The sequence below is a fragment of the Chromobacterium sp. Ag138 genome (assembly GCF_055181315.1).
Window position 1 is genome coordinate 1,896,308 of the sequence record NZ_JBUPWA010000001.1, and the last position, 23,678, is coordinate 1,919,985.

Annotated in this window: 22 protein-coding genes; 5 read left to right on the forward strand and 17 right to left on the reverse strand. The window is 63.8% G+C overall.

The genetic code is table 11. From position 1 onward, the window contains the following. On the forward strand, window positions 1–231 hold a 231-nt coding region (locus ACY3GB_RS08590), incomplete at its 5' end, for a hypothetical protein (protein ID WP_463088372.1). Window positions 232–286: 55 nt separating this feature from the next. On the opposite strand, the gene ispH is transcribed toward ACY3GB_RS08590, so the two are convergent. The 8 genes from ispH to ACY3GB_RS08630 form a co-directional block, all read right to left on the reverse strand. Then, window positions 287–1,222, reverse strand: a complete 936-nt coding sequence (gene ispH, locus ACY3GB_RS08595) for a 4-hydroxy-3-methylbut-2-enyl diphosphate reductase (protein WP_463088373.1) — start codon at window positions 1,220–1,222, stop codon at window positions 287–289. Window positions 1,223–1,317: 95 nt separating this feature from the next. Continuing rightward, window positions 1,318–1,800 carry a signal peptidase II gene (gene lspA, locus ACY3GB_RS08600; RefSeq protein WP_463090928.1) on the reverse strand — a complete coding sequence of 161 codons (483 nt, stop codon included), beginning with the start codon at window positions 1,798–1,800 and terminating at the stop codon, window positions 1,318–1,320. Between the two features lie 69 nt (window positions 1,801–1,869). After that, window positions 1,870–4,647 (reverse strand): isoleucine--tRNA ligase, encoded by a 2,778-nt coding sequence (gene ileS, locus ACY3GB_RS08605; protein ID WP_463088374.1) that lies wholly within the window; start codon window positions 4,645–4,647, stop codon window positions 1,870–1,872. Further along, window positions 4,644–5,579, reverse strand: coding sequence for a bifunctional riboflavin kinase/FAD synthetase (locus tag ACY3GB_RS08610; RefSeq protein WP_463088375.1), 936 nt, complete (start codon window positions 5,577–5,579; stop codon window positions 4,644–4,646). The genes ileS and ACY3GB_RS08610 overlap by 4 nt, the downstream gene beginning before the upstream one ends. Window positions 5,580–5,710: 131 nt before the next feature. Further along, window positions 5,711–6,391, reverse strand: a complete 681-nt coding sequence (locus ACY3GB_RS08615; RefSeq protein ID WP_021479006.1) for an OmpA family protein — start codon at window positions 6,389–6,391, stop codon at window positions 5,711–5,713. Window positions 6,392–6,631: 240 nt separating this feature from the next. Then, window positions 6,632–7,141 carry a DUF934 domain-containing protein gene (locus tag ACY3GB_RS08620; RefSeq protein ID WP_463088376.1) on the reverse strand — a complete coding sequence of 170 codons (510 nt, stop codon included), beginning with the start codon at window positions 7,139–7,141 and terminating at the stop codon, window positions 6,632–6,634. Further along, window positions 7,125–8,783, reverse strand: a complete 1,659-nt coding sequence (locus ACY3GB_RS08625) for a nitrite/sulfite reductase (protein WP_463088377.1) — start codon at window positions 8,781–8,783, stop codon at window positions 7,125–7,127. The genes ACY3GB_RS08620 and ACY3GB_RS08625 overlap by 17 nt, the downstream gene beginning before the upstream one ends. Before the next feature lie 43 nt (window positions 8,784–8,826). Next, window positions 8,827–9,531, reverse strand: a complete 705-nt coding sequence (locus ACY3GB_RS08630) for a phosphoadenylyl-sulfate reductase (protein ID WP_463088378.1) — start codon at window positions 9,529–9,531, stop codon at window positions 8,827–8,829. A gap of 112 nt (window positions 9,532–9,643) precedes the next feature. On the opposite strand from ACY3GB_RS08630, the gene cysB reads away from it, so the two are divergent. Next, on the forward strand, window positions 9,644–10,588 hold the full coding sequence (gene cysB / locus ACY3GB_RS08635; RefSeq protein WP_166440111.1) for an HTH-type transcriptional regulator CysB: 945 nt from the start codon (window positions 9,644–9,646) through the stop codon (window positions 10,586–10,588). Between the two features lie 208 nt (window positions 10,589–10,796). Here cysB and fabG read toward each other — a convergent pair whose 3' ends face one another. Together fabG and ACY3GB_RS08645 are read right to left on the reverse strand one after the other, a co-directional pair. Next, complete coding sequence (gene fabG, locus ACY3GB_RS08640) at window positions 10,797–11,537, reverse strand: 3-oxoacyl-ACP reductase FabG (protein ID WP_011137123.1); 741 nt, start codon at window positions 11,535–11,537, stop codon at window positions 10,797–10,799. A gap of 213 nt (window positions 11,538–11,750) precedes the next feature. Next, on the reverse strand, window positions 11,751–13,382 hold the full coding sequence (locus ACY3GB_RS08645; protein WP_463088379.1) for an ABC-F family ATPase: 1,632 nt from the start codon (window positions 13,380–13,382) through the stop codon (window positions 11,751–11,753). 313 nt (window positions 13,383–13,695) lie between these two features. Between ACY3GB_RS08645 and dapA the strand changes: the two genes are divergently transcribed. After that, the gene (dapA, locus tag ACY3GB_RS08650) at window positions 13,696–14,571 is read left to right on the forward strand and encodes a 4-hydroxy-tetrahydrodipicolinate synthase (RefSeq protein WP_231467942.1); all 876 of its coding nucleotides are present in this window, start codon (window positions 13,696–13,698) and stop codon (window positions 14,569–14,571) included. A 26-nt stretch (window positions 14,572–14,597) separates the two neighbouring features. Beyond that, window positions 14,598–15,707, forward strand: coding sequence for an outer membrane protein assembly factor BamC (gene bamC, locus ACY3GB_RS08655; protein ID WP_463088380.1), 1,110 nt, complete (start codon window positions 14,598–14,600; stop codon window positions 15,705–15,707). A gap of 724 nt (window positions 15,708–16,431) precedes the next feature. On the opposite strand, the gene ACY3GB_RS08660 is transcribed toward bamC, so the two are convergent. Next, window positions 16,432–17,565 (reverse strand): ribosomal protein uL16 3-hydroxylase, encoded by a 1,134-nt coding sequence (locus ACY3GB_RS08660; protein ID WP_076225609.1) that lies wholly within the window; start codon window positions 17,563–17,565, stop codon window positions 16,432–16,434. A gap of 140 nt (window positions 17,566–17,705) precedes the next feature. On the opposite strand from ACY3GB_RS08660, the gene ACY3GB_RS08665 reads away from it, so the two are divergent. After that, window positions 17,706–18,185, forward strand: a complete 480-nt coding sequence (locus ACY3GB_RS08665; protein WP_076225610.1) for an FKBP-type peptidyl-prolyl cis-trans isomerase — start codon at window positions 17,706–17,708, stop codon at window positions 18,183–18,185. Window positions 18,186–18,250: 65 nt separating this feature from the next. On the opposite strand, the gene ACY3GB_RS08670 is transcribed toward ACY3GB_RS08665, so the two are convergent. The 6 genes from ACY3GB_RS08670 to ACY3GB_RS08695 form a co-directional block, all read right to left on the reverse strand. After that, a complete protein-coding gene (locus ACY3GB_RS08670; RefSeq protein WP_463088381.1) occupies window positions 18,251–18,997 on the reverse strand; it encodes a phosphatase PAP2 family protein in 747 nt (248 codons plus the stop codon). Window positions 18,998–19,000: 3 nt separating this feature from the next. Further along, entirely contained in the window at window positions 19,001–19,822 is an 822-nt protein-coding gene (prmC, locus tag ACY3GB_RS08675) for a peptide chain release factor N(5)-glutamine methyltransferase (protein ID WP_076225612.1), read from the reverse strand. Window positions 19,823–19,829: 7 nt separating this feature from the next. Continuing rightward, entirely contained in the window at window positions 19,830–21,269 is a 1,440-nt protein-coding gene (gene mgtE / locus ACY3GB_RS08680) for a magnesium transporter (RefSeq protein WP_076225613.1), read from the reverse strand. A gap of 222 nt (window positions 21,270–21,491) precedes the next feature. Continuing rightward, a complete protein-coding gene (mtgA, locus tag ACY3GB_RS08685; RefSeq protein ID WP_076225614.1) occupies window positions 21,492–22,178 on the reverse strand; it encodes a monofunctional biosynthetic peptidoglycan transglycosylase in 687 nt (228 codons plus the stop codon). A gap of 2 nt (window positions 22,179–22,180) precedes the next feature. Beyond that, window positions 22,181–23,002, reverse strand: a complete 822-nt coding sequence (aroE, locus tag ACY3GB_RS08690) for a shikimate dehydrogenase (RefSeq protein WP_463088382.1) — start codon at window positions 23,000–23,002, stop codon at window positions 22,181–22,183. 206 nt (window positions 23,003–23,208) lie between these two features. Continuing rightward, complete coding sequence (locus tag ACY3GB_RS08695) at window positions 23,209–23,661, reverse strand: rhodanese-like domain-containing protein (RefSeq protein WP_463088383.1); 453 nt, start codon at window positions 23,659–23,661, stop codon at window positions 23,209–23,211. Between the last annotated feature and the right edge of the window lie 17 nt (window positions 23,662–23,678).

A 23,678-nucleotide genomic window follows, 5' to 3' on the forward strand; every position in this document is an offset into this window, starting at 1 on the left:
GAACCCCTTCCAGCAATCGCTCAACAAAGGAAAATCGCCATGAAGCAAAGCCAAACCCTTCAACACGCCGAGTGGGACGCCCAACTCGATCGCAGCCTGGAAATCGCCCAGCTGGTGCGCCTGAGTGCCGACGAAATCGAGTGCGTATCCGGCGGGCAAGCCAATAACGGGCCGAGCACCGGCTTTGTGTCGCGCAAGCCGCCGACGACCGGCTTCGTGCCACAGCCCTGAGCCAGCCATGAAAAAGGCCGCTCCCTGCGGAGCGGCCTTGGGATAGGAATTCGCGTCAGGCTTGCGAACGCAGCGCCAGCGGCAGCGCGAACACCGTGCTCTCCTCTACTCCGGGCAGCTCGGTGACTTGGGTGACGTCGAATGCCTTGATGCGGTCGATCACCGCCTGCACCAGCACTTCCGGCGCGCTGGCACCGGCGGTGACGCCGACGCGGCGCTTGCCGGCGAACCATTCAGGCTCCAGCAGGCTGGCGTTGTCGACCATATAGGCGTCCACGCCCTTCAGCGCCGCCACTTCCCGCAGACGATTGGAATTGGAGCTGTTGGGCGATCCCACCACCACCACGATGTCGCATTGGTCAGCCAGCAACTTCACCGCGTCCTGGCGGTTCTGCGTCGCATAGCAGATGTCGTCCTTCTTCGGACTGTGGATTTTGGGAAAGCGCGCCTTCAGGGCGGCGATGATGTCGCGGGTTTCATCCACCGACAGCGTGGTCTGGCTGACGTAGGACAGCGCGTCCTCGCGCTTGACCTGCAGCGTGGCGACGTCGTCGACCGTTTGCACCAGGTACATGCCGGAATCCACCTGGCCCATCGTGCCTTCCACTTCCGGATGGCCGGCGTGGCCGATCATGATGATTTCCATGTCGGCCTTGTGCATCCGCTTCACTTCGACATGCACCTTGGTCACCAGCGGACAGGTGGCGTCGAACACCGTCAGTCCCAGCGCCTCGGCTTCCGCCCGCACCGACAGCGGCACGCCGTGAGCGGAGTAGATCAGCGTGCTGCCGGGCGGCACGTCCTTCAATTCCTCGATGAACACCGCGCCCTTATTGCGCAGGTCATCGACGACGAAGCGGTTATGCACCACCTCGTGGCGCACATAGATGGGCGCGCCGTACAGCTCGATGGCGCGCTCGACGATGGCGATGGCCCGGTCGACGCCGGCGCAGAAGCCGCGCGGGTTGGCGAGCATGATGGTCTTCGTCATCAGAATTTCCTCAATCGAGCCGGAACCGCGTCCCGGCAGGTGCGCGAATGGCCCGCTGCGCGGGCCATCGCCATGCATTCACAACGGCGGCCGTCTCAGTTGGACGGTTTTTTCAGGCTGTCCAGCACCATCAGCGCCGCGCCGACGCAGATGAAGGAATCGGCCAGGTTGAACGCCGGGTAGTACCACTCGTTGTAATAGTGGACCATGATGAAGTCGATCACGTGGCCGTAAGCCAGGCGATCGATCACATTGCCCAGCGCGCCGCCCATGATGAAGGCCGCGGCCAGGTTCATCATGCCGGAGAAGCGTCGCTTGACGATGTTCCAACCCAGCCAGCCGGACACGGCGAAAGCCAGGATAGTGAACAGATACTTCTGCCAGCCGCCGGCGTCGTGCAGGAAGCTGAACGCCGCGCCGGGATTGTAGACCAGGGTGAAATTGAAAAAGCCTTCCACCACCGGCCGGATTTCGCCGTACTGGAAGCGGCTGTTGAAATACAGCTTGCTGATCTGGTCCAGTACGATCACCAGGGCCGCCAGCGCGAACCACTTGGGCCAGCTGCGGGCGCCGGGCATAGTCATTGCAGAATCCATCTATCGGTATCCATGGGCTGGCGGGGCCGCCTTTGCGGCCCCGGCAGACGGTCAGGCGTGCAGGCGCGGCTCGCCCTTGCCGTCCAGGTTGTCGACGCAGCGGCCGCAGACGGCGCCGTGTCCGGCGTGGCTGCCCACGTCGGCGCGGTAGTGCCAGCAGCGGTCGCACTTGCCGTGCGCGGACGGGGAGACCCGGATGGCCAGCTCGCCGGCCTCGCGCACACCCGCCTTGGACACGATCAACACGAACTTCAGTTCCTCGCCCAGGCTGGCCAGATGGCGGGCCAGCTCGGCCGGGGCGTCGATTTCGATCTCCGCCTGCAGCGAAGAGCCCAGCTTGTCGGCGCTGCGCAGCTCCTCGATTTCCTTGTTGACCACGGCGCGCAGCTCGCGAATCGCTTGCCACTTGGCGGACAAGGCGGCCTCGCGCTCGACGGCCTGCGCCGGGAACTCATGCCAGATGTGGTAGAGCGTGGACTCTTCCTCGCTGTCCACCAGCACGTTCCACGCCTCGTCGGCGGTGAAGCACAGGATGGGCGCCACCATCAGCAACAGGCTGCGGGTGATGTGGTACAAGGCGGTCTGCGCGCTGCGACGGGCATGGCTGCCCGCCTTAGTGGTGTACAGGCGGTCCTTGATCACGTCCAGATAGAAGGCGCCCAGGTCTTCCGAGCAGTAGCCGACCACTTCTTGCACCACGTGATGGAAGGCGTAGCGGGAGTACAGCTCGCCCACCACTTTCTCCTGCACTTCGCGGGCGCGCAGCAGTGCGTACTGGTCCAGCTCCACCATCTTGTCCAGCGGCACGGTGTGCTCCAGCGGATCGAAGTCCGACAGGTTGGACAGCAGGAAGCGGATGGTGTTGCGCAGGCGGCGGTAGCTTTCCGTGGTGCGCTTCAGGATCTCCTGCGACAACGACATGTCGCCGGAGTAGTCGGCGCTGGCCACCCACAGGCGCAGGATGTCGGCGCCCAGCGTGCCGCAGATTTCCTCGGGCGCGATGCCGTTGCCCTTGGACTTCGACATCTTGTAGCCCTTGTCGTCCACGGTGAAGCCGTGGGTCAACAGCTGCTTGTACGGCGCGCGGCCGATGGTGGCGCAGCCGGTCTTCAGCGACGACTGGAACCAGCCGCGGTGCTGGTCGGAGCCTTCCAGGTACAGGTCGGCCGGCCAGGCCAGCTCCGGACGCTGCTTCAGCACCGCGAAGTGGGTGGCGCCGGAATCGAACCACACGTCCAGCGTGTCGGACAGCTTGCGGTATTGCTCTGCCTCTTCGCCCAGCAATTCCTTGGCGTCCAGGCTGAACCAGGCTTCGATGCCCTGCTGCTCGATGCGCAGCGCCACTTCCTCCAGCAGCTGGGCGGAGCGCGGATGCAGCTCGCCAGACTCCTTGTGGATGAAGAAGGTCATCGGCACGCCCCAGTTGCGCTGGCGCGACACGCACCAGTCGGGGCTGTTCTTGATCATCGCGTCCAGACGCGCGCGGCCCCAGGCAGGGAAGAACTCGGTGGCGTCGACGGCGCGCTGGCTGATCTCGCGCAGCGTCTCGCCGCCATTGGCCTGGCGGTCCATGCTGATGAACCACTGCGGCGTGGCTCGGAAGATGATCGGCGTCTTGTGGCGCCAGCAATGCGGGTAGCTGTGCTCCAGCTTGGCCTTGTGCACCAGCGTGCCGTGCGACTCCAGCGTCTCGATCACGCGCGGATTGGCGTCCCATACCAGCATGCCGGCGAACAGCTCGGTCGTGCTCTTGTAGCGGCCGTCGTCGGCCACCGGGTTGGCGATAGGCAGCTTGTACTGCAGGCCGGCCTGGAAGTCTTCCAGGCCATGGGCCGGCGCGGTGTGGACCAAGCCGGTGCCGGCGTCGGTGGTGACGTGGTCGCCCAGGATCACCGGCACCTGGCGGTCGTAGAACGGGTGGCGCAGCTGGATCAGCTCCAGCGCCTCGCCCTTGGCTTCGCCCAGCACGCGATATTCGTCGATGCCGTAACGCTTCATCGCCGACTCGACCAGGTCCTTGCCCAGGATCAGCTTGCCCTTGGGGGTGTCGATCAGCAGGTAATCCAGGTTGGCGCCGGCGGCGACGGCCTGGTTGGCCGGCAGCGTCCACGGCGTGGTGGTCCAGATCACGGCCAGCGCGCCGGAGGCGTCGGCGTCGAAAGCGGCGGAGGCTTGGTCGGCGTCGATCACCTTGAAGCCGACGTCGATCGCCGGCGACACCTTGTCTTCGTATTCCACTTCGGCTTCGGCCAACGACGAGCCGCACTCGATGCACCAGTGCACCGGCTTCTCGCCCTTGGTCAGATAGCCGTTTTCATGAATCTTGCCGAGCGTGCGGACAATATCGGCCTCGGTCTTGAAATCCATGGTCAGATAGGGATTGTCCCAATCGCCGAGCACGCCCAGGCGGATGAAGCCCTTCTTCTGGCGCGCCACCTGCTCTTTGGCGTATTCGCGGCACAGCTCGCGGAACTTGGCGGCGGGGATGTCCTTGCCGTGCAGCTTCTCGACCATCAGCTCGATCGGCAGGCCGTGGCAGTCCCAGCCCGGCACATAGGGCGCGTCGAAACCGGCCAGCGTCTTGGAGCGGACGATGATGTCCTTCAGCACCTTGTTGACCGCGTGGCCCAGGTGAATGTCGTTGTTGGCGTAAGGCGGGCCGTCATGCAGGATGAACTTGGGCCGGCCGGCGGACAGCTTGCGCAGCTTTTCGTAGCGCTTCTCTTCCTGCCAGCGCTTGACCCAGGCCGGTTCGCGTTTGGCCAGATCCCCGCGCATGGCGAAGGGTGTATCCAGCAGGTTTACGGTTTTACGATAATCGATGCTCATGCCTGCTCTCGCTGCAAACTTGTCAAATAGGTCTTGGCGCTGGCCGCGTCGCGCTCGATCTGGGCCACCAGGGCCGCCAGATCATCATAGCGCTCTTCGTCGCGCAGTTTCTTCAGGAAGCGCACTGTCAGCCGCTGGCCGTACAGATCGCCCGAGAAATCGAACAGGTGCACTTCCAGCTTGTAATCCGGGGTGTCGCTGACCGTCGGGTTCAGGCCCAGACTGGCCACGCCGCCCAGGCGGCCCTGCGGCGCGTCGACTTCCACCACGAACACGCCTTTCAGCGCCGGCTTCAAATGCGGCAGGTGAATGTTGGCGGTGGGAAAGCCTATCGTGCGCCCCAGCTTCTGGCCATGCATCACTTTGCCCGATATCCGGTACACGCCTCCCAGCAATGCGTTGGCCGAATCCAGATCGCCGGCGGCCAAGCGCTCGCGAACCAGGGTGCTGGAAGCGCGTTCGCCTTTGACCAGCACCGACGGCATCGCCTCGGTGGCGAAATGCGGACAGGAAGCCAGCAACTCGAAATCGCCCTTGCGGCCGGCGCCGAACTGGAAGTCGTCGCCGATCAGCAAATACCGCGTGTTCAGTTCCCGCACCAACACCTGATCGACGAAGCCCTGCGCCGACATATTGGAAAAGCTGTGGTTGAAACGGTAAACGAACACGTAATCGATCAAGCCCAGCTCTTCCAGCAGCGCGAACTTGTCGCGCAAGGTCGATAAACGCGCCGGAGGATTGGCGCGGGCGAAGAACTCGCGCGGGTGCGGCTCGAAGGTCAGCAAGGCCGTCGGCAACGCGCGCGCGCGCGCTTCAGAGCGCAAACGCTCCAGCATGCGCCTGTGGCCCTGGTGCACGCCATCGAAGTTGCCGATGGTCAACGCGCATCCCGCCAGGGCGAAACGACGCGGGTCCCCCAGAAATACCTGCATTCGCTGTCTTTACATACGTCCCGAAACCTTCGATTGTAGCCGCCGGCTAGCGATAGCGTCCAGCCATGATCAGGAAGGAGGGCAAACAAAAAGCCCCGCATGCAGCGGGGCTTTTTGGCGTTTGGCAAAAATTAGTTGCCAGACTTCTCTACCACGGACTCTTTAACAGCGTCGATGGTCACTTCCACGCGGCGATCAGACTCGATGCAAGCCTTGATTTCGGCGTTTTGCTTCTTGTTCTTCACGTATTTCGGGAACTTGGCCTTGCACTCTTCGGTCATCTTGGCTTCAGCCTTGCCCTTGCCAACTGCGGCAACCTTCTCGGCCGGCACGCCAGCGTTCACGAAGTAGTTCTTGACAGCGTCGGCGCGGTTTTGGGACAGAGCGTTGTTCAGCTTGTCGGAACCCATGAAGTCGGTGTAACCGTCGATTTCAACACCGTTCAGGTAACCCTTGCCGGCGTGAGCCTTCAGCTTGGCGACCAGCGGGTCCAGTTCGTTCTTGGCGTCAGCGCGCAGAACGGACTTGTTGAAGTCGAACAGAACCTTGGCGGACAGGGTCACTTTTTCCTTGACGGAAACCAGAGCCGGCTTCGGAGCGGCGACAACCGGCTTGGCGGCTTCGCGATCGCCACATTCAACCAGGCCGTCCTTGGCCTTGTCGAAATAGGTGGTCTTCCAGCATTCGCCGTAGCTGTTGCGGGTCACTGCGTCAGTGGATTGGTCAACGGCATAACCCGGTTTGGCAGCAAAAGCGCTAGCAGAAACCAACAGGGCGGCAACCAGTGCGCTCAGTTTCAGCTGTTTAGTCATGTTATTCCCTCTTTAATCTATAAAATGGGTAGCAATGCGGGCTGACGCAAAGACCACGCGAACTAAGTTGACTGCAAACATCAGGGATGGCTACATGCTGTGTTGATGCAGTTAACCCGCACTATAGGAATGCTGCAACACCATGTCAACACGGCGTCGGGCGCTTTGTCGCGTCAGCGTTGTATAAATACATCACATTTCGCTAAATTATACCCGAAGCTGTGTCTCTCATGCGACACATTACGGTCTTGTGACGCGTCGGCGAAACAGTGGCAGCGGCTGCCTATAAGTCACTTGATAGCTATCACTGAAGGTATTGTAATAATCACCCTCCTCCAGCGGCTTGCCGTCTTTTACCGAAAAAGCGTCGAAACCCACTTGCCACAAGGGCCGGATCAGGTCCGCCCAGACATCGCCTACCGCTCTCAGCTCGCCGGCATAATCATAGCGCTCGCGCAACAGCCTGGCGAGGCTGTAGCCGCGTCCATCGGTGAAGGCGGGAAAATCCACGGCCACCAGCGCCAGCTCGGCCAGATAAGGCTGCAGCTGCGCCGGATCGTCGTCCGGCGACAGGCAGACGCCGACGCCCCCGCCGCGCGCGCGCCAACCGTCGACATCGGCCAGCCAGCTGGCCAGCGGCACGATCACATCCTCTGCGGGATCCGCGTCCGGCAGCTTGCCGCTCTCGTCCGGTCGCAGCAGCCGCCAGTGGTCGGCCTGCAAGCGGCCATCCTTAATGAACTGGGGCATACACCCTCTCCTTGAACGGTTCGGCGCCGAGACGGCGCAAGGTTTCGATGAAGCGCTCGCCATCCTGCCGCCGCTCGATGTAGACCTGCATGATCTTGGAGAAAGCCACCGGCACGTCGGCCTGGGCGAAAGACGGGCCGATCACCTTGCCGATGGCGGTATCGCTGCCCTGGCTGCCGCCCAGCGTGATCTGGTACCACTCCTCGCCGTTCTTGTCGACGCCGAGGATGCCGATATTGCCGATGTGGTGATGGCCGCAGGCATTCATGCAGCCGGAGAAGTTACAGGCGATGTCGCCCAGATCATACAAGTAGTCCAGGTCGTCGAAGGTTTTCTGGATCGCGTTGGCCACCGGGATGGAGCGCGCATTGGCCAGGGAACAGAAATCGCCGCCCGGGCAGCTGATGATGTCGGTCAACAGGCCGATGTTCGGCGTCGCCATGCGCAGCTGCCGCGCCTCGCGCCATAGCGTGTACAGATCCTTCTGCTCGACATCCGGCAAGACCAGATTTTGCTCGTGGGCTACGCGCAGCTCGCCGAAACCGAAACGTTCGGCCCAGTCGGCGGCGGCTTCCATCTGCTCGGCGCTGATGTCTCCCGGCGGCGCGCCGGTCTCCTTCAGCGACAGGACCACCGAGCGGTAGCCGGGCAGCCGGTGGCCGCGGGTATTGCGCTCGAACCAGCGGGCGAAGGCTTTGTCCTCGCCCAGCGGCCCGGTCAATTCAGCCGGGTTGTCGGCCAGCATCTTGTACGCCGGATCGCCGAAAAAGCTGGCGTAATGGACGACATCCTCGTCGCGGAGGGTCGCCGGGCCATCCTTCAGATGGCGCCATTCGTCCTCCACTTTCGCGGCGAAACCGTCCCGCGTCAGCGCCTTGACCAGGATCTTGATGCGCGCCTTGTACTTGTTGTCGCGGCGGCCGAACCGGTTGTACACCCGCAGCACCGCGTCCAGGTAGGTCAGCAGATGCTGGCGCGGCAAGAACTCGCGGATCACCTCGCCCACCATCGGCGTGCGGCCCAAGCCGCCGCCGACGATCACCTTGAACCCCGCCTCGCCGGCCTCGTTGCGGCTGACGTGCAGGCCGATGTCGTGGACCATGGTCGCCGCGCGGTCTTCCACGCTGCCGGACACAGCGATCTTGAATTTGCGCGGCAGGAAGCTGAACTCCGGGTGCATGGTGCTCCACTGCCGGATGATCTCGCAGTAGGGGCGCGGATCGAACAGCTCGTCGTCGGCCACGCCGGCGAAGGCGTCGGTGGTGGTGTTGCGCACGCAGTTGCCGGAGGTCTGGATCGCGTGCATTTCCACCGTGGACAGCTCTTCCAGGATGTCCGGCACCTTGGCCAGCTCCGGCCAGTTGAACTGGATGTTCTGCCTGGTGGTGAAATGGCCGTAGCCCTTGTCGTAACGGCGGGCGATGTCGGCCAGCTTCCGCAACTGCTCGCTGCGCAGGTGGCCGTAGGGAATCGCCACCCGCAGCATCGGCGCATGGCGCTGAATGTAGAGGCCGTTCATCAGCCGCAGCGGCCGGAACTCGTCCTCGGACAACTCGCCTGCCAGAAAACGGCGGGTCTGATCGCGGAACTGCGCCACGCGCTCTCGCACCAGCCGATGGTCTACTTCATCGTATCGATACATGTTTGGATTCCAGCGGGAATGCCGACGACTGCGGGCCGGCGGTTCAAACGGGGCGTTGCAGCGGACTGGACTTCGCGTGCAGCCCGCACTCCTTGGTTTCCGGGTTTTCCCACCACCAGCGGCCGGCGCGCACATCCTCGCCCGCGCTGATGGCGCGGGTACAGGGCGCGCAGCCTATCGACGGATAGCGCCGGTCGTGCAGCGCGTTGTACGGCACCTGGTTTTCCTTCAGGTACTGCCACACCTCGGCCTCGGTCCACTCCAGCAAGGGGCTGAACTTCACCAGGCCATTGTCGGCGTCGTACTCGCGGTCGGCCAGGTCCTGCCGGGTAGGCGACTGCTGGCGGCGCAGGCCGGTGATCCAGGCCGAACGGCCGGCCAGCGCGCGCTTCAGCGGCTCCAGCTTGCGGATCTGGCAACAGGATTTGCGCAGATCGACGCTCTGGTAGAAGCCGTTGATGCCGTGGAAGTTGACGTACTGCTCGGTGGCGGCGGTGTCGGGGAAATACACCCTGACCGGATGGCCTGGATAGCGCTCGGCCACCCGCTGCATCAGGTCGTAGGTTTCGGCCGGCAGGCGGCCGGTATCCAGACTGAAGCTTTCCAGCGGCAGATTAAGCCGGGCGATCAGGTCGGTCAGCACCATGTCTTCGGCGCCGTAGCTATTGGCCACCACCGCGTCGGGGTGCTCGGCGGCGACGGTTTGCAACAGGGCCGTGGTGGCGGCGAGTTTGGACTCCAGGCTCATTCAGCGCTCCGGGGATGGTTCGAGCGTATCCTAACCAAAGCGCTTATAAACCTAAAAGAATATTGTGTTAGTATTTAATGACTACAGGTTGTATAGAGGATAGATCGCCAAGATGAAGCTACAACAACTCCGCTACCTGGTCGAAGTGGCCAAGCAAGGCCTCAACGTTTCCGAGGCCGCCGAGAAGCTGCACACCTCGCAGCCCGGCATTTCCAAGCAGATCCGCCTGCTGGAGGATGAACTGGGCATCCAGGTGTTCATCCGCAACGGCAAGCGGGTGGTCTCGGTGTCCGAGCCGGGCAAGGAAGTGCTGCGCATCTCCGAACGCATCCTGCGCGAAGCGCAGAACCTGAAGCGCGTCGGCGACGAGTTCTCCCGCGAGTCGGAAGGCGCGCTGACCATCGCCACCACCCACACCCAGGCCCGTTACGCGCTGCCGCAGGCCATCGCCGAATTCGTGCGCCGCTACCCCAAGGTGCGGCTGTCGCTGAAACAGGGCAGCCCGACGCAGATCTGCGACATGGTGGTGTCCGGCGAGGCCGATCTCGCCATCGCGACCGAGGGCATCGCGCTGTACAAGGAGCTGGCCACGCTGCCCTGCTACGAGTGGAACCGCTCGCTGGTGGTGCCCAAGGGCCATCCGCTGGCGGCGCTGGAGCGCGAAGTGACGCTGGCCGACATCGCCCAATACCCGATCGTCACCTACGACTTCGCCTTCGCCGGCCGCTCCAAGATCAATAAATCGTTCGCCGAGCAGGGCCTGACGCCCAACGTGGTGCTGACCGCGATCGATACCGACGTGATCAAGACCTACGTCTCGCTGGGCCTGGGCATAGGCATCATCGCCAGCATGGCCTTCGAGCCCGAGCGCGACCACAACCTGACGGCGATCGACGCCGGCCACCTGTTCGAGCCATCCACCACCAAGATCGGCATCCGCAAGGACGCCTATCTGCGCGGCTTCGCCTACACCTTCATCGAACTGTTCGCGCCGCACCTGCACCGGCGCGAAGTGGATTCGGCGCTGCTGGCCCACGACGTCGACGACGAGGAATGAGCCCCGCCGCGGATATCGCGATTCGGCGCGAACCTGAAAGGCCCGGCCAAGCCGGGCCTTTTCACTGTTTTGCATCAATCCCGCAACCTGTCATTTGCACCCCATCCACCGCCCTTGCACCGTAAGGGCGCCTCGCTTCGCTCGCGCAGGCGGACGCACGAACGCCCCGGACCTGCCGGGGCGTTTTGCTTGGGAGGACAGGCAGCGCTTACAGCGTCAGGCCGCCGGTCACCTCGATGGCGGCGCCGTTGATGTAGCTGGCCTCGTCGGATGCCAGGAAGGCATAGACGTTGGCGATCTCGGCCGGATCGGCCATGCGGCGCATCGGCACCTTGTCTTCCATCGCCTGCAGCACTTTTTCCGGCATCGCCTTCAGAATCGGCGTGGCCACGAAGCCCGGACACACCGCGTTGGCGCGGATGCCCTTCTTGCCCAGCTCCTTGGCCCAGGTCTTGACGAAGCCGATCACGCCGAACTTGGCCGCCGCGTAGTTGGTCTGGCCGAAGTTGCCGTAAACGCCGACCACCGACGACGCGTTCAGGATCACGCCGCCGCCCTGCTCCACCATGGTGTCCACCACGGCGCGGGCACAGTTGTAGACGCCCTTCAGGTTGATGTCGATCACCTTGTCGAACTGGTCTTCGCTCATCTTGATCAGCTGCGCGTCCTGGACGATGCCGGCGTTGTTGACCAGCACGTCGATGCGGCCGCAACGGTTTTTCAGGTCGGCGACCATCTCGGCGATCTGGCCCTTGTCGGTGACGTCCACCTTGTAGCCGTAAGCCTCGCCGCCCAGCGCCTTCAGTTCATCGACCACGGTCTTGACCGCGTCCGGATTCAGGTCGCACACCGCGACGATGGCGCCTTCCTTGACGAACTTCTCCGCCGTCGCCTTGCCGATGCCGCTGGCCGAGCCGGTGATGATGGATACTTTCCCTTTCAAACGCATGTGATTTCCTTCTATCTCTCTGGCTTGCAGATCTCATCGGGTCGACAGGACGGATGAGCCCGGATGTCTCCAGCATCGGCCTTCCCGGCCGAATCCCCGATTGTTGTTGTCTTTCCGCGGATCGCGGATATGAAAAACGGGAGTTTGTGCACCGCAATATAGCGCACGCCCTCCCGTCGGTAAAGCTACGGCCTGTGACAGACCGTAACCGGATTATTCCAGGCCCTTGCTGGCCAGGTAGTCTTCGTAGTTGCCGGTGTAGTAGTCGTAGCCGCCCTTGCCGTCCAGCTCCAGCACGTGGGTGGCCAGAGAGCTGACGAACTGGCGGTCGTGCGATACGAAGATCAGGGTGCCCTTGTACTTCTCCAGCGCCATGTTCAGGGATTCGATCGATTCCATGTCCATGTGGTTGGTCGGCTCGTCCATGATCATCACGTTCGGCTTCTGCAGGATCAGCTTGCCGTACAGCATGCGGCCCTTCTCGCCGCCGGACAGCACCCGCACCGGCTTGCCCACCTCGTCGCCGCCAAACAGCAAACGGCCCAGCGTGGCGCGGATCGCCTGCTCGTCGTCGCCCTCCTGGCCCCATTGGCGCATCCACTCGCTCAGGGTCCAGTCGCTATCGAAGTCCGCCTCGTGATCCTGGGCGAAATAGCCGATCTGGGCCTTTTCCGCCCACTTGATGCTGCCGTAATCTGCGGTCAGGCCTTCGGCGTAGGCTGGTTCGAACGCGCCGGCCAGCAGCTTGACCAGCGAGGTTTTGCCCGCGCCGTTGGGGCCGATGATGGCCAGGCGAGCGCCGGCCTCCAGGATCAGATTCAAGTCCTTGAACAACACCTTGTTGTCGTAGGCCTTGTTGAGGTTTTCCACTTCCACCGCCTGGCGGTGCAGCTTGAACTTGTCATCCATTTCGAAGCGGATGAACGGGTTCTGGCGGCTGGACGGCTTCACTTCCACCATCTCGGACTTCAGCTTGTCCACCTGCTTCAGGCGCGAGGTGGCCTGGCGGGCCTTGGACTTGTTGGCCGAGAAGCGCGCCACGAACTCCTGCAGTTCTTGGATGCGCTCCTTGGCCTTGCTGTTGGACGACAGCTGGCGCTCGCGGGCCTGGGCCGACGCGATCATGTAGTCGTCGTAGTTGCCCGGGTAGATGCGGATGGTGTTGTAGTCCAGATCCGCCATGTGGGTGCAGACCGAGTTCAGGAAGTGGCGGTCGTGCGAGATGATGATCATGGTGGAGTTGCGCTCGTTCAGCACATGCTCCAGCCAGCGGATGGTGTTGATGTCCAGGTTGTTGGTCGGCTCGTCCAGCAACAGGATGTCCGGATTGGAGAACAGCGCCTGCGCCAGCAGCACCCGCAGCTTCCAGCCCGGCGCCACTTCGCTCATCGGGCCGAAGTGCTGCTCCACCGGAATGCCCACCCCCATCAGCAGCTCGCCGGCGCGCGCTTCGGCGGTGTAGCCGTCGTACTCGGCGAACTTGGCCTCCAGCTCGGCCGCGTGCATGTAGTCTTCTTCAGTGGCTTCGAGGTTGGCGTAGATGGCGTCGCGTTCGCTCATCGCCGCCCACATCTCGGTGTGGCCCATCATCACCACGTCGATCACGCGCTGGTCTTCGTAGCCGAACTGGTCCTGGCGCAGCTTACCAAGGCGCAGGCCGTTCTCGATGGCGACTTCGCCCGCGGTCTGCTCCAGGTCGCCACCCAGGATTTTCATGAAAGTGGATTTGCCGGAACCGTTGGCGCCGATCAGGCCGTAACGGTTGCCTTCGCCGAATTTGACGGTAACCTTCTCGAACAGAGGTTTCACGCCAAACTGCATGGTAATGTTGCTTGTGGTAATCACGCTTGAGGATCCTTCAGCCAGGGCCGTGAACCTGTTTGCGATCTTTCTACGGGCGCCTGCCGGCCTCTTTCCGCCAGCGCATGGCGTCGCCGAACGCCTCCGGCGGGGACCGACGCCGCGGCGCGTCCATCAAACGACCGCCGCCGTGCAAGATCTCAAACAGGTTCTAAGTATCGGAAAAACGTAGGATTCTATCACAACGGCGATCATTCCCCGAAGCCTCGCGCGGCCGCGCCTCATGAACTTTTGCCAGCCAGACGAATTCCGATACAATCGTAAACCTTGTAAATCCTTATTCCAGATAGGCAAAACTATGCTTACCGGCAGCTTGGTAGCGCTCGTAACACCGATGTCGAACGATGGGGCGGTGGATTTTGCGGCGTTGCAACGATTGGTTGAGTTCCACATCGAAAACGGCACCGCCGGCATCGTCGCCGTCGGCACCACCGGCGAATCGGCCACCCTGTCGGTGGAAGAACACATCGCCGTGGTGAAAGCGGTGGTCGAGTACGCCAAGGGCCGAGTCAAAGTGATCGCAGGCGCCGGCGGCAACGCCACCAGCGAGGCGATCGAACTGGGCAAGCTGTCGGCCGATGTCGGCGCCGACATGGTGCTGTCGGTAGTGCCCTACTACAACAAGCCCACCCAGGAAGGCATCTACCAGCATTTCAAGGCCATCGCCGATCAAAGCCCGCTGCCGGTCATCCTTTATAATGTTCCCGGCCGCACCGTCGCCGACATGAGCAACGACACCGCGCTGCGCCTGGCGGCGCATCCGAACATCGTCGGCCTGAAGGACGCCACCGGCGACATCGGCCGCGCCTGCGACCTGGCGCTGCGCGCGCCGGAAGGCTTCGCGCTGTACTCGGGCGACGACGCCACCGGCATGGCCTTCATGCTATGCGGCGGCCACGGCGTGATCTCGGTCACCGCCAATATCGCGCCCAAACAAATGAGCGAACTTTGCCAAGCCGCCACCTCCGGCGACGCCCGCAAGGCCCGCGCCATCAACGACAAGCTGCAAGGCCTGCACAAACAGCTGTTCGTGGAGCCCAACCCGATCCCGGCAAAGTGGGCGCTGGAGCGGATGCGACGCATCCCCGCCGGCATCCGCCTGCCGCTGACCCCGCTGAGCGCCGCCGCCCAACCTCTGGTGGACGCGGCGTTGAAACAAGCCGAAGTCATTTGATTCACCCCCGAAAGATGGGAGTACGCATGAAACGAAGCGCGTCCGTCGCGATTCTGCTGGCAAGCGGCGTTCTGGCCGCCTGCAGCACCCAGCAACCGCTCAGCAAGCCTCTGGACTACAAGTCCGACGCTCCGAAAACCACCGCCAACAGCCTGGAAGTGCCGCCTGATCTGACCGCGCCGCAAGTCCAGAACAAGTACAACCTGCCTGGCAGCGCCACCGCGACCAACGTCGACGCCGCAGAGCCGGCGGTCGGCTCGCCCGTCGCCGTCAATCAGCTGGACAACATCAAGATGGAACGCGCCGGCACCCAACGCTGGCTGCTGGTGGGCAACAAGAAGGCCGCCGAGCTGTGGCCGGTGCTGAAGGCGTTCTGGCAGGAAAACGGCTTCGTGATCAAGACCGAGGACCCAAGCCTCGGCATCATGGAAACCGACTGGGCGGAAAACCGCGCCAAGCTGCCCAACGACGGCTTGCGCAAGCTGCTGGAAACCGTCGGCCTCGGCAGCGTGTACTCCACCGGCGAGCGCGACAAGTTCCGCATCCGCCTGGAAAACACCCCGCAAGGCACCGAGGTCTATTTCTCGCACCGCGGCATGGAGGAGGTCTACGCCGACAACAGCAAGACCAACACCGTGTGGCAGCCGCGCGCCACCGACCCCAACCTGGAAGCCGAGCTGCTGGGCCGCTTCATGATGCGGCTGGGCATGAACGAAGAGAAGGCCCGCGACCAGGTCAAACAGACGCTGGCCAAACCGTCCAAGCCGCAGGATCCGATCGTCGACGGCCAGCTGCAGCTGTCCGACGGCTTCGACCGCGCGTGGCGCCGCGTCGGCCTGGCGCTGGACCGCGTCGGCCTGATCGTCACCGATCGCGACCGCTCCCAGGGCCTGTACTACGTGAAGCCGGCCAAGGGCGACACCGACAAGGAAGAATCCGGCGGCTTCTGGTCCAATCTGGCCTTCTGGAAGAACAAGGACGGCCAGGCGGTCAAGCCGACAGCCCCCGAGTACCGGATCAAGCTGGCCGAGCAAGGCGCCACCACCACGCTGCAGATCCAGGACAAGCAGGGCAAGCCGCTGTCCGACGACTTCGTCAAAGCGGCGCTCGGCAAATTGCAGACCGAGCTGCAATAACGCAACAAGCCATTCTCCAAAACGCAACAGCCCGCGAAAGCGGGCTGTTTCTTATGCGGGATTCATTTAATTGCCGTCCAGCCACCGGAAACCACTTAGCGAAATAGCGCTCCTGATTATCGATAGCAATATGTAACGCTTTGTATTCGACAGCAATAACTGTGGTTTTTCCACCAAACATTTACAAATCATCGATCCCGCGCCAAACAGCAGGCGCAAAAAAACCGGCCGGAGCCGGTTTTTTTGTGTTGCTCGCCGCTAATTACTTGGCAGCGGAAGCAGCCGGAGCGGAAGCGTCAGCAGCCGGAGCGGAAGCGGCCGGAGCGGAAGCTTCAGCAGCCGGAGCGGAAGCGGCCGGAGCGGACGCTTCAACTGCCGGAGCGGAGGCTTCAGCCGGAGCTTCTTTTTTACCGCAAGCGGACAGGGCTACGGCCAGCAGGGCAGCAACGAGGAGCGACTGTTTCATTTTTTCTTTACCTTTGAGGATAAGTTGAACAAGACGTCAGTTATCGCACGGTCTCGACAATAAGCCGGGCGACTGAAAATCCATCAGTGAGCAAATTGTATCACGAAAAAAATGGCTGTATAGAGGGCAAAAATCTAAAAAAACAACAATGCCAAGCACAGACTGACATGCGTCCGCCCAGGCATTAAAACGGGCGTTTGCCCCCTGGATTCAGCCTTCCATCGCGTTGCTTGAACGATACAAGCAAGAAAACTGTTGTTATTCTGCTACATCCGCCGAAAGATGCCAATAACCTGACAGGTAACCATCGTACAGCGCGTCCATCATATCGGCGGAATAGCGGCCCGCCTGCAGCCTCCTGCGATTGCCGAAGTGTTGCCAATCGGCAAAATCACCACCGGAAACATTCATTTTCTCGCCATTGCAGTAGACGCAGGCATCGCAGAACAGGATCTGGCTCTTGCGGTCCAGCTCCAGCCCCCGCTCGGCCAATGCCTCGGCGAACGCGTCTTCGTCCAGCTCGTCGTCCGGCGCGTCATAGAACACGTGCGCCTTGGGCTCGGTCAGGTAATGGCCGAGAAAATCGCAGACCGTGTCCTTGTCCCAGCGGATCTGCGACAGCAGGCCGGCCACCTGCCCTATCATCTCGTCGCCTATCCTCGCCGGATCGGCCTGCAGCTTGAGGTCCGGATCGGCATAGACCCCGTCCAGGCAAACGCGGTCCTGCAGATAGACCAGAAATTGCGTCGCCAGCTCTTGCGCCGGCGGCGCGCGAAAACCGATCGAGTAGGTCATGCCCGGCTCCAGCGCCACGCCGTAGTGCGCGCAGTGCGGCGGCAGATACAGCATGTCCCCGTGCTCCAGCACGAACTCCTGCTCCGCGCGGAAGTCCTTCAGCACCCGGATCGGCGCGTCCTCGATGAAGTCGTCGTCGTGCTGGGCCGAAATCTGCCAGCGCTTCTTGCCTCCCACCTGCAGCAGGAACACGTCGTAGGCATCGAAATGCGGGCCCACCGTGCCGCCAGGCGGAGCATAGCTGATCATCAGGTCATCCAGCCTGGCATAAGGGATGAAGTTGAAGCGCCACAGGATGTCGTCGATATGCGGCAGGTGATGATTGACGCCCTGCACCAGCAGCGTCCAGTCGGTGTCGGCCAGCCGGCGGAAGCGCGAGGCGCGGAACGGGCCGCGCTCCAGGTGCCACTTGTCCTTCTTGTACTCGATCAGCCGCGACTCGGCGTCATCCCGCTGCGCCAGCTCGGACAATGCCGAAAAGTCGACGTGCGGGCCGACATCGGTCAGCGCGCCGCGGATTAGCAACGGTTTCTTATGCCAGTATTCGGCGAGGAATTGTTCGGGCGACATGCCGCCCAGCAAGTTTGTGGTATTCATCAGCTTTTACGGGCTCAGCCGCCCGTCTATGGTTTACAATACGCCAGCGGACGCGCGAGCGTCCTATCTTGCGGTGGAAGGAACACCCTCGGGACCGTCCCTGTCAAGTTTTTTTACCATCCATCACGGATATTCAACTCATGCAAATCGCCAAAAACACCATCGTCACGATCCACTACGAGATGTTCGACGTCGACAACAACCTGCTCGACAAGACCGAAGAGCCGATCAGCTACCTGCACGGCGGCTACGATGGCATCTTCCCGCTGGTGGAAGAGGCGCTGGAAGGCAAGAACGTCGGCGAATCCGTCGATGTGAAGCTGACCTCCGACGACGCGTTCGGCGACCCGGAAGAAGAGCTGATTCGCGTGGAAGATCTGGAAGTGTTCCCGGCCGACGTCGAAGTCGGCATGGTATTCGAAGCTGACGATCCGGAAACCGGCGAACTGCTGCTGTTCCGCGTCACCGACATCGCCGACGGCAAGGCCGTTGTCGACGCCAACCACCCGCTGGCCGGCCAGAGCATCCGCTTCTCCGCCAAGGTCGTGGAAGTGCGCGCCGCCACCGCTGACGAAGTCAGCCACGGCCACGCCCACGGCGAACACGGCCACCACCACTGATCGGCAAGCGGCGATTCATCGCCCTGTCTGAAAAAGCGGCCCCCGGGCCGCTTTTTCGTTTGCCCTCAAAGCCCGCGGCGGGCAAAGCGCCAGAAGCCGGCCAGCACCACCCCGCCCGCGATCGCCGCCCGCAGCCAGTATTCGGCGAAAACGGCGCGCTGCCCCAGCAGCCAGGCCAGCGCGCCGGCCAGCAGCACCAGCAGGATCAGCTCCGCCGTGCGGGCGATGTCGCGCGGCCAGCCGTCCGGCCAGGCGAAACGCAGCGCCAGCCTCATCGCGCCCCAGCCCAGCAACGCCCCCACCGTCAGATCCAGCGGCCAGTGCACGCCGATGGCGATCCTGGACAGCATCACCAGCGCGGCCAGCGGCAGCCATGCAGCCGCCCTGCCCCAACCGATGCCGCGCCAGGCGAAGGTGGCCAACGCGGCCGAAGCCATCGCATGGCCGGATGGAAAAGAGCCGTTGCCGGGCAAACGGTCCAGCAAATCCACCATGCCCTGCGGCAATACCTGCGGCGGCCTGGGCACGGCGAAGCCGGCCTTCAGCAGCGCCGCCAGCGCGATGGCGGCCGCGCCGCCGGCAATTAGCGCCGGCAAGCGCCGCGGCTCGCGCCAGCACATGGCCAGCATCAGCGCCAACACGGTCGGCCAATCGCCGAACACGCTGAAAAAGCGCCACAACGGCGCCGGCAGATGGTGCAGCAGCGGATGCAGGAACAAAAACAGCTGGCGGTTGGCTTGCGGCCAGGCTGCCAGCGCCGCGCTCAAGACCGCCAGCAGGATTGCCGGCCAGAATCGACGAAGCCAGGCCATCGCTCAGACCGCCTTGCGCCCGACGCTGATGCGGTCCTGGCCGGCCAGGTCGCGGATGGTTTCCACCTGGCTCAAGCCCGCGGCGGAAAACAGCGCCCTCACCGCCTCGCCCTGGTCGTAGCCGTGCTCGACCATCAGCCAGCCGCCGTCGGCCAGCCGCCCCGGCGCGCCGGCGGCGATCTCGCGCAGGCAGGCCAGGCCATCGGCCTCGTCGGTCAGCGCCCCGCGCGGCTCGAAGCGCAAGTCGCCTTCGGCCAGATGATGATCGTCGCGCTCGATGTACGGCGGGTTGGACACGATCAGGTCGAAGCGAGCGTTGGCACCCAGCGGGCCGAACCAGCTGCCCAGCCGGAAATCGACGCGGGCGCCCAGCGCGTCGGCATTGCTCCGCGCGACGGCCAGCGCGTCGGCCGAGACATCGACCGCGCCCACCGACCAGCCCGGCGCCTCCAGCGCCAGCGTGACGGCGATGATGCCGCTGCCGGTGCCCAGGTCCACCGCCCGCGCCGGCGCGGTCCGGTCGACGCGGGCCAGCGCCAGCTCGACCAGATGCTCGGTTTCCGGCCGCGGAATCAGCACCGCCGGGCTGACCTGGAAATCCCGCCCGTAGAATTCGCGCGCGCCGATCAGATAAGCCATCGGCTCGCCGGCCAGGCGGCGCGCGGCCAGCGCGTCGAAGGCCGATGCGACGTCGTCCGGCAGTTCTCGCTCGGGATGGCCGATGATGGCGGCGTGGGTCAGGCCGGGCCAGGCGTGCGTCAGCAGCATCCGGGACTCCAGCCTGGGCAGGGGGTGGCGCCGCAGCGCCTGTTCTATGGTCGGCATGGTTCTATTACAGCAGGAACAGGGTGGCCAGTCCCAGGAAAATCAGGAAGCCGCCGGAATCGGTGCAGGCGGTGATCAAAACGCTGGAGCCCAGCGCCGGGTCCTTGCCCAGCTTCTGCATCAGCGTCGGGATCATCACCCCCATGGTGGCGGCCAGCATCAGGTTCAGCGTCATCGCCGCCAGCATCACCAGGCCCAGCGACACGCTGCCGTACAGCAGCCAGGCCACCGCGCCGATGACGCCGCCCCAGACCATGCCGTTGATCACGCTGACGCCCAGCTCCTTGCGCCACAGCCGGCCGGCCTGGCCGGTCCGCATCTGGCCCATGGCCAGCGCGCGCACGATCATGGTGATGGTCTGGTTGCCGGAATTGCCGCCAATGCCGGCGACGATGGGCATCAGGGCCGCCAGCGCCACCAACTGGGCGATGGAATGCTCGAAGGCGCCGATCACGCGGGAAGCGAAAAAGGCGGTGCAGAGATTGATCGCCAGCCAGGACCAGCGGTTCTTCACCGAATCCATCACCGGCGCGAACAGGTCTTCCTCTTCCTTCAGGCCCGCCAGGTTCAGCACTTCGCTATCGGATTCCTCGCGGATCACGTCCACCATCGCGTCCACGGTCAGCCGGCCCAGCAGCGCGCCGCGCTCGTCCACCACCGGCGCGCTGACCAGGTCATAGCGCTCGAAGGCCTGGGCGGCGTCCAGCGCCGGCTCGTCGGGATGGAAGCTCACCACCTCGGTGGCCATCGCCTCCGCCACCAGCGTGTCCGGATCGGACACCAAGAGCTTGCGCACCGACAGCACGCCCTTGAGCAGGCCGGCCTCGTCGGTGACGAAGATCTTGTCGGTCTGGCCGGGCAGATCGTCGAAGCGGCGCAGGTAGCGCAGCACCACTTCGCAGCTGACGTCGGCGCGTATCTTCACCAGCTCGAAATCCATCAGCGCGCCGACGCGGTCGTCGTCGTAGGACAGCACCGCCTGCAGCTGGCCGCGCTCCTCTTCATCCAGCCGGCCCATCGCCTCGTAGACCACCTGGCGCGGCAGGTCCGGCGCCAGTTCGGCCAGTTCGTCGGCGTCCAGCGCGTCCAGCGCCGCCACCAGCTCGTCGGGCTCCATCACCTCGATCAGCGACTCGCGCACCGCGTCGGACACTTCCAGCAGCACCGTGCCGTCGCGCGCGGGGTCGGTCAGATCCCAGGCCAGCAGCCGGTCTTCCAGCGGCAGCGCTTCCAGCACGTGGGCGATGTCGGCCGGGTGCAGTTGGGACAGCTTCTGTCCCAGTTCCAGCAAATTGTGTTGCGGCGCCTGCGGATAGACGGCAGCTTCGGCCGCGTCCTGACGCGTAGCAAGATGTTCAAGCTGGCGCTGGCGCTCGATCAAGCGCTGCACCAGGCCCAGGCTTTCCTGCAGACGATCGGCGGATTGTTGCTTGTAGGCAACCGTCATGCACGTCTCCTTCCACCCACAGGGCGCGCGAAGGGGGCCAACGGTGTGAGGCGGGATTTTATAGAGTGATACGGGATTCGATTAAGGGATAACTGGGTAAGTCCATTGCGTTGGCCGCGGCGAGCCCGCGGCGCGCGAAAAAGAAAGTCGCGATTGTAACATATCGTCACAAGCGGCTTCCACCCGCCGCCGCGGACATGGCGGCGGGCTGGAACCGCGGGATCAGGGCAGCTCGACGTAGCTCATCCGGCGCTGGATGATGCGGGTCTTGCGCGCCAGGCCGGGCGCGCCGCGGTGCTCGTCGTAATAGCGCGGATTGGGCACCATCGCGGCCAGCTTGGCGGCCTGGGACGACGACAGGCGCGAGGCGCCGGTGCGGAAGTAATAGCGCGAGGCGGCCTCGGCGCCGAACACGCCGTTGCCCCACTCGATCACGTTCAGGTAGATCTCGTAGATGCGGCGCTTGTCCAGCACCGACTCCAGCATCACCGTGATCAGCGCCTCCTCCAGCTTGCGCCACGGCGTCTTGCCGCTGGACAGGAACAGGTTCTTGGCCAGCTGCTGGCTGATGGTGGAGCCGCCGGCGACGATCTTGCCCTTCTGCAGATTCTTCTCGAACGCCGCCTCGATGCCGTCCCAGTCGAAGCCCTCGTGGTCGACGAACTTGGCGTCCTCGGAGGCGATCAACGCCCGTTTCAGATTCGGCGATATCTTGTCGTACGGCACCCACTTGTGGCGCAGCTCGGCCTCGGGGTCGTCCTGCTGCAGCCTGGCCAGCTGCTCGTTCATGAAGGAACTGGCGCCGGGATTGTGGTCGCGCCAGTAGACGATGTGGCCGAGCACCCACAGGTTATACAGCAGAAAGGCGGCCACCAGGGCCGCCAGGATCTTGAACAGGATGCGCGTCATGCTCAGGCCAGCACTTCCCTCAGCATATTGGTCACCTTGCGCGTCTCCGGCTGCACGCCGCGCCAGATGGAGAACGACTCGGCCGCCTGCTCCACCAGCATGCCCAGGCCGTCGGCCAGCATGCCGGCGTTCTCGCCCTGCGCGCGCTGCAGGAAAGGCGTCAGGCCGGCGCTGTACACCATGTCGTAAGCCAGCGTGCGCGGCGTGAACACGCCGTGCGGCAGCGGCGGCATCTCGTTGTTCAGGCTGGTGGACGTGGCGTTGATGACGATGTCGAAGCTGCGGCCTTCCAGCGCGGCGTAGCCGACCGCCTCCACCTTGCCGTAGCGGGCGAAGTGATGAGCCAGCGCCTCGGCCTTGATCACGGTGCGGTTGACGATGGTCAGGCTGGCGGGCTTCTGCTTCAGAATCGGCTCCAGCACGCCGCGCACCGCGCCGCCGGCGCCCAGGATCAGCACGCGCCGCCCGGCGATCGGGTAATCCAGGTTTTCCACGATGTCGCGCACCAGGCCGACGCCGTCGGTGTTGTCGCCGTAGACCTTGCCGTCGCGGAAGGCCAGCGTGTTCACCGCCTCGGCCGCGCGCGCGCGCTCGGTCAGCTCGGACGCGTAGCGGAAGGCGTCGCCCTTGAACGGCAGCGTGATGTTCAGCCCCTTGCCGCCCTTGGCCACGAATTCGCCCACCACCTCGTTGAAGCGGCCGATGTCGGCGAACAGGCGCTCATAGCTGATGTCCTCCCCGGTGGCGCGGGCGAACTCCTCGTGGATGAACGGCGACTGGCTGTGGGAGATCGGGTTGCCGATTACGGCGTAACGGTCGGTCATGTCCGGCTTTCCAATAATGCGATATGTTTTGAGCGGCCAAAGGCCTGCCGACACCGTCACCCGGCGCGCCCTGAAACCGGGCACGCGTCCATCGGGAACGCGCTGCGCGGCGCGCCGTGGCTTGGTCGGCAGATCGAAGCTGCGGGTTCACCCCACACTTTGCCGCTTAACGCCGCAAACTTCAACCGCCTCGGACAAGGGAACAATCAGCCCTGCACCCAAGGCAGGCCGCGCCAGCGCCAGCCGCCGACCGAGTTGCGGTGGCCGTCGCCGTCGCGGTCGCCCTCGAAGCCCTCCAGCACGTTGTACACCTCGCTGTAGCCGTTGTCCGCCGCCAGCCGCGCCACCTGGTCGGAACGGGCGCCGGAACGGCAGATCACCAGCAGCACCGCCTCCGGGTCGACCTGATGGGTCAGCTGGGCCAGAAAATTGGGATTCGGCTCCATGCCGGGATAGCTGCGCCATTCGATGTTCACCGCGCCGGGCACGGTGCCGACGAATTGCCACTCGGCGTGGCTGCGCACATCCAGCAGCACCGCCTTGGGCAGGCCTTGCATCAACTCATAGGCCTCGTCGGGCAGCACGGCTCCGCTGTAGGACAGGCCCAACTGTTCGGCGCGCTGGTGCGCGGCCTCCAGAATCTGGCTCATTCTGCTCATCTGTTTTCCTCCTGCAA

Bases quoted from the DNA above. Each gene is read 5' to 3' on its own strand.
- bamC (WP_463088380.1), top strand. From the start codon at position 14,598: ATGAAACGAAGCGCGTCCGTCGCGATTCTGCTGGCAAGCGGCGTTCTG.
- ACY3GB_RS08610 (WP_463088375.1), bottom strand. From the start codon at position 5,579: ATGCAGGTATTTCTGGGGGACCCGCGTCGTTTCGCCCTGGCGGGATGC.
- lspA (WP_463090928.1), bottom strand. From the start codon at position 1,800: ATGCCCGGCGCCCGCAGCTGGCCCAAGTGGTTCGCGCTGGCGGCCCTG.
- ACY3GB_RS08615 (WP_021479006.1), bottom strand. From the start codon at position 6,391: ATGACTAAACAGCTGAAACTGAGCGCACTGGTTGCCGCCCTGTTGGTT.
- fabG (WP_011137123.1), bottom strand. From the start codon at position 11,537: ATGCGTTTGAAAGGGAAAGTATCCATCATCACCGGCTCGGCCAGCGGC.
- ileS (WP_463088374.1), bottom strand. From the start codon at position 4,647: ATGAGCATCGATTATCGTAAAACCGTAAACCTGCTGGATACACCCTTC.
- ACY3GB_RS08695 (WP_463088383.1), bottom strand. From the start codon at position 23,661: ATGAGCAGAATGAGCCAGATTCTGGAGGCCGCGCACCAGCGCGCCGAA.
- ACY3GB_RS08630 (WP_463088378.1), bottom strand. From the start codon at position 9,531: ATGAGCCTGGAGTCCAAACTCGCCGCCACCACGGCCCTGTTGCAAACC.
- mgtE (WP_076225613.1), bottom strand. From the start codon at position 21,269: ATGACGGTTGCCTACAAGCAACAATCCGCCGATCGTCTGCAGGAAAGC.
- ACY3GB_RS08625 (WP_463088377.1), bottom strand. From the start codon at position 8,783: ATGTATCGATACGATGAAGTAGACCATCGGCTGGTGCGAGAGCGCGTG.
- dapA (WP_231467942.1), top strand. From the start codon at position 13,696: ATGCTTACCGGCAGCTTGGTAGCGCTCGTAACACCGATGTCGAACGAT.
- mtgA (WP_076225614.1), bottom strand. From the start codon at position 22,178: ATGACGCGCATCCTGTTCAAGATCCTGGCGGCCCTGGTGGCCGCCTTT.
- ACY3GB_RS08660 (WP_076225609.1), bottom strand. From the start codon at position 17,565: ATGAATACCACAAACTTGCTGGGCGGCATGTCGCCCGAACAATTCCTC.
- prmC (WP_076225612.1), bottom strand. From the start codon at position 19,822: ATGCCGACCATAGAACAGGCGCTGCGGCGCCACCCCCTGCCCAGGCTG.
- ispH (WP_463088373.1), bottom strand. From the start codon at position 1,222: ATGACGAAGACCATCATGCTCGCCAACCCGCGCGGCTTCTGCGCCGGC.
- cysB (WP_166440111.1), top strand. From the start codon at position 9,644: ATGAAGCTACAACAACTCCGCTACCTGGTCGAAGTGGCCAAGCAAGGC.
- ACY3GB_RS08665 (WP_076225610.1), top strand. From the start codon at position 17,706: ATGCAAATCGCCAAAAACACCATCGTCACGATCCACTACGAGATGTTC.
- ACY3GB_RS08620 (WP_463088376.1), bottom strand. From the start codon at position 7,141: ATGCCCCAGTTCATTAAGGATGGCCGCTTGCAGGCCGACCACTGGCGG.
- ACY3GB_RS08670 (WP_463088381.1), bottom strand. From the start codon at position 18,997: ATGGCCTGGCTTCGTCGATTCTGGCCGGCAATCCTGCTGGCGGTCTTG.
- aroE (WP_463088382.1), bottom strand. From the start codon at position 23,002: ATGACCGACCGTTACGCCGTAATCGGCAACCCGATCTCCCACAGCCAG.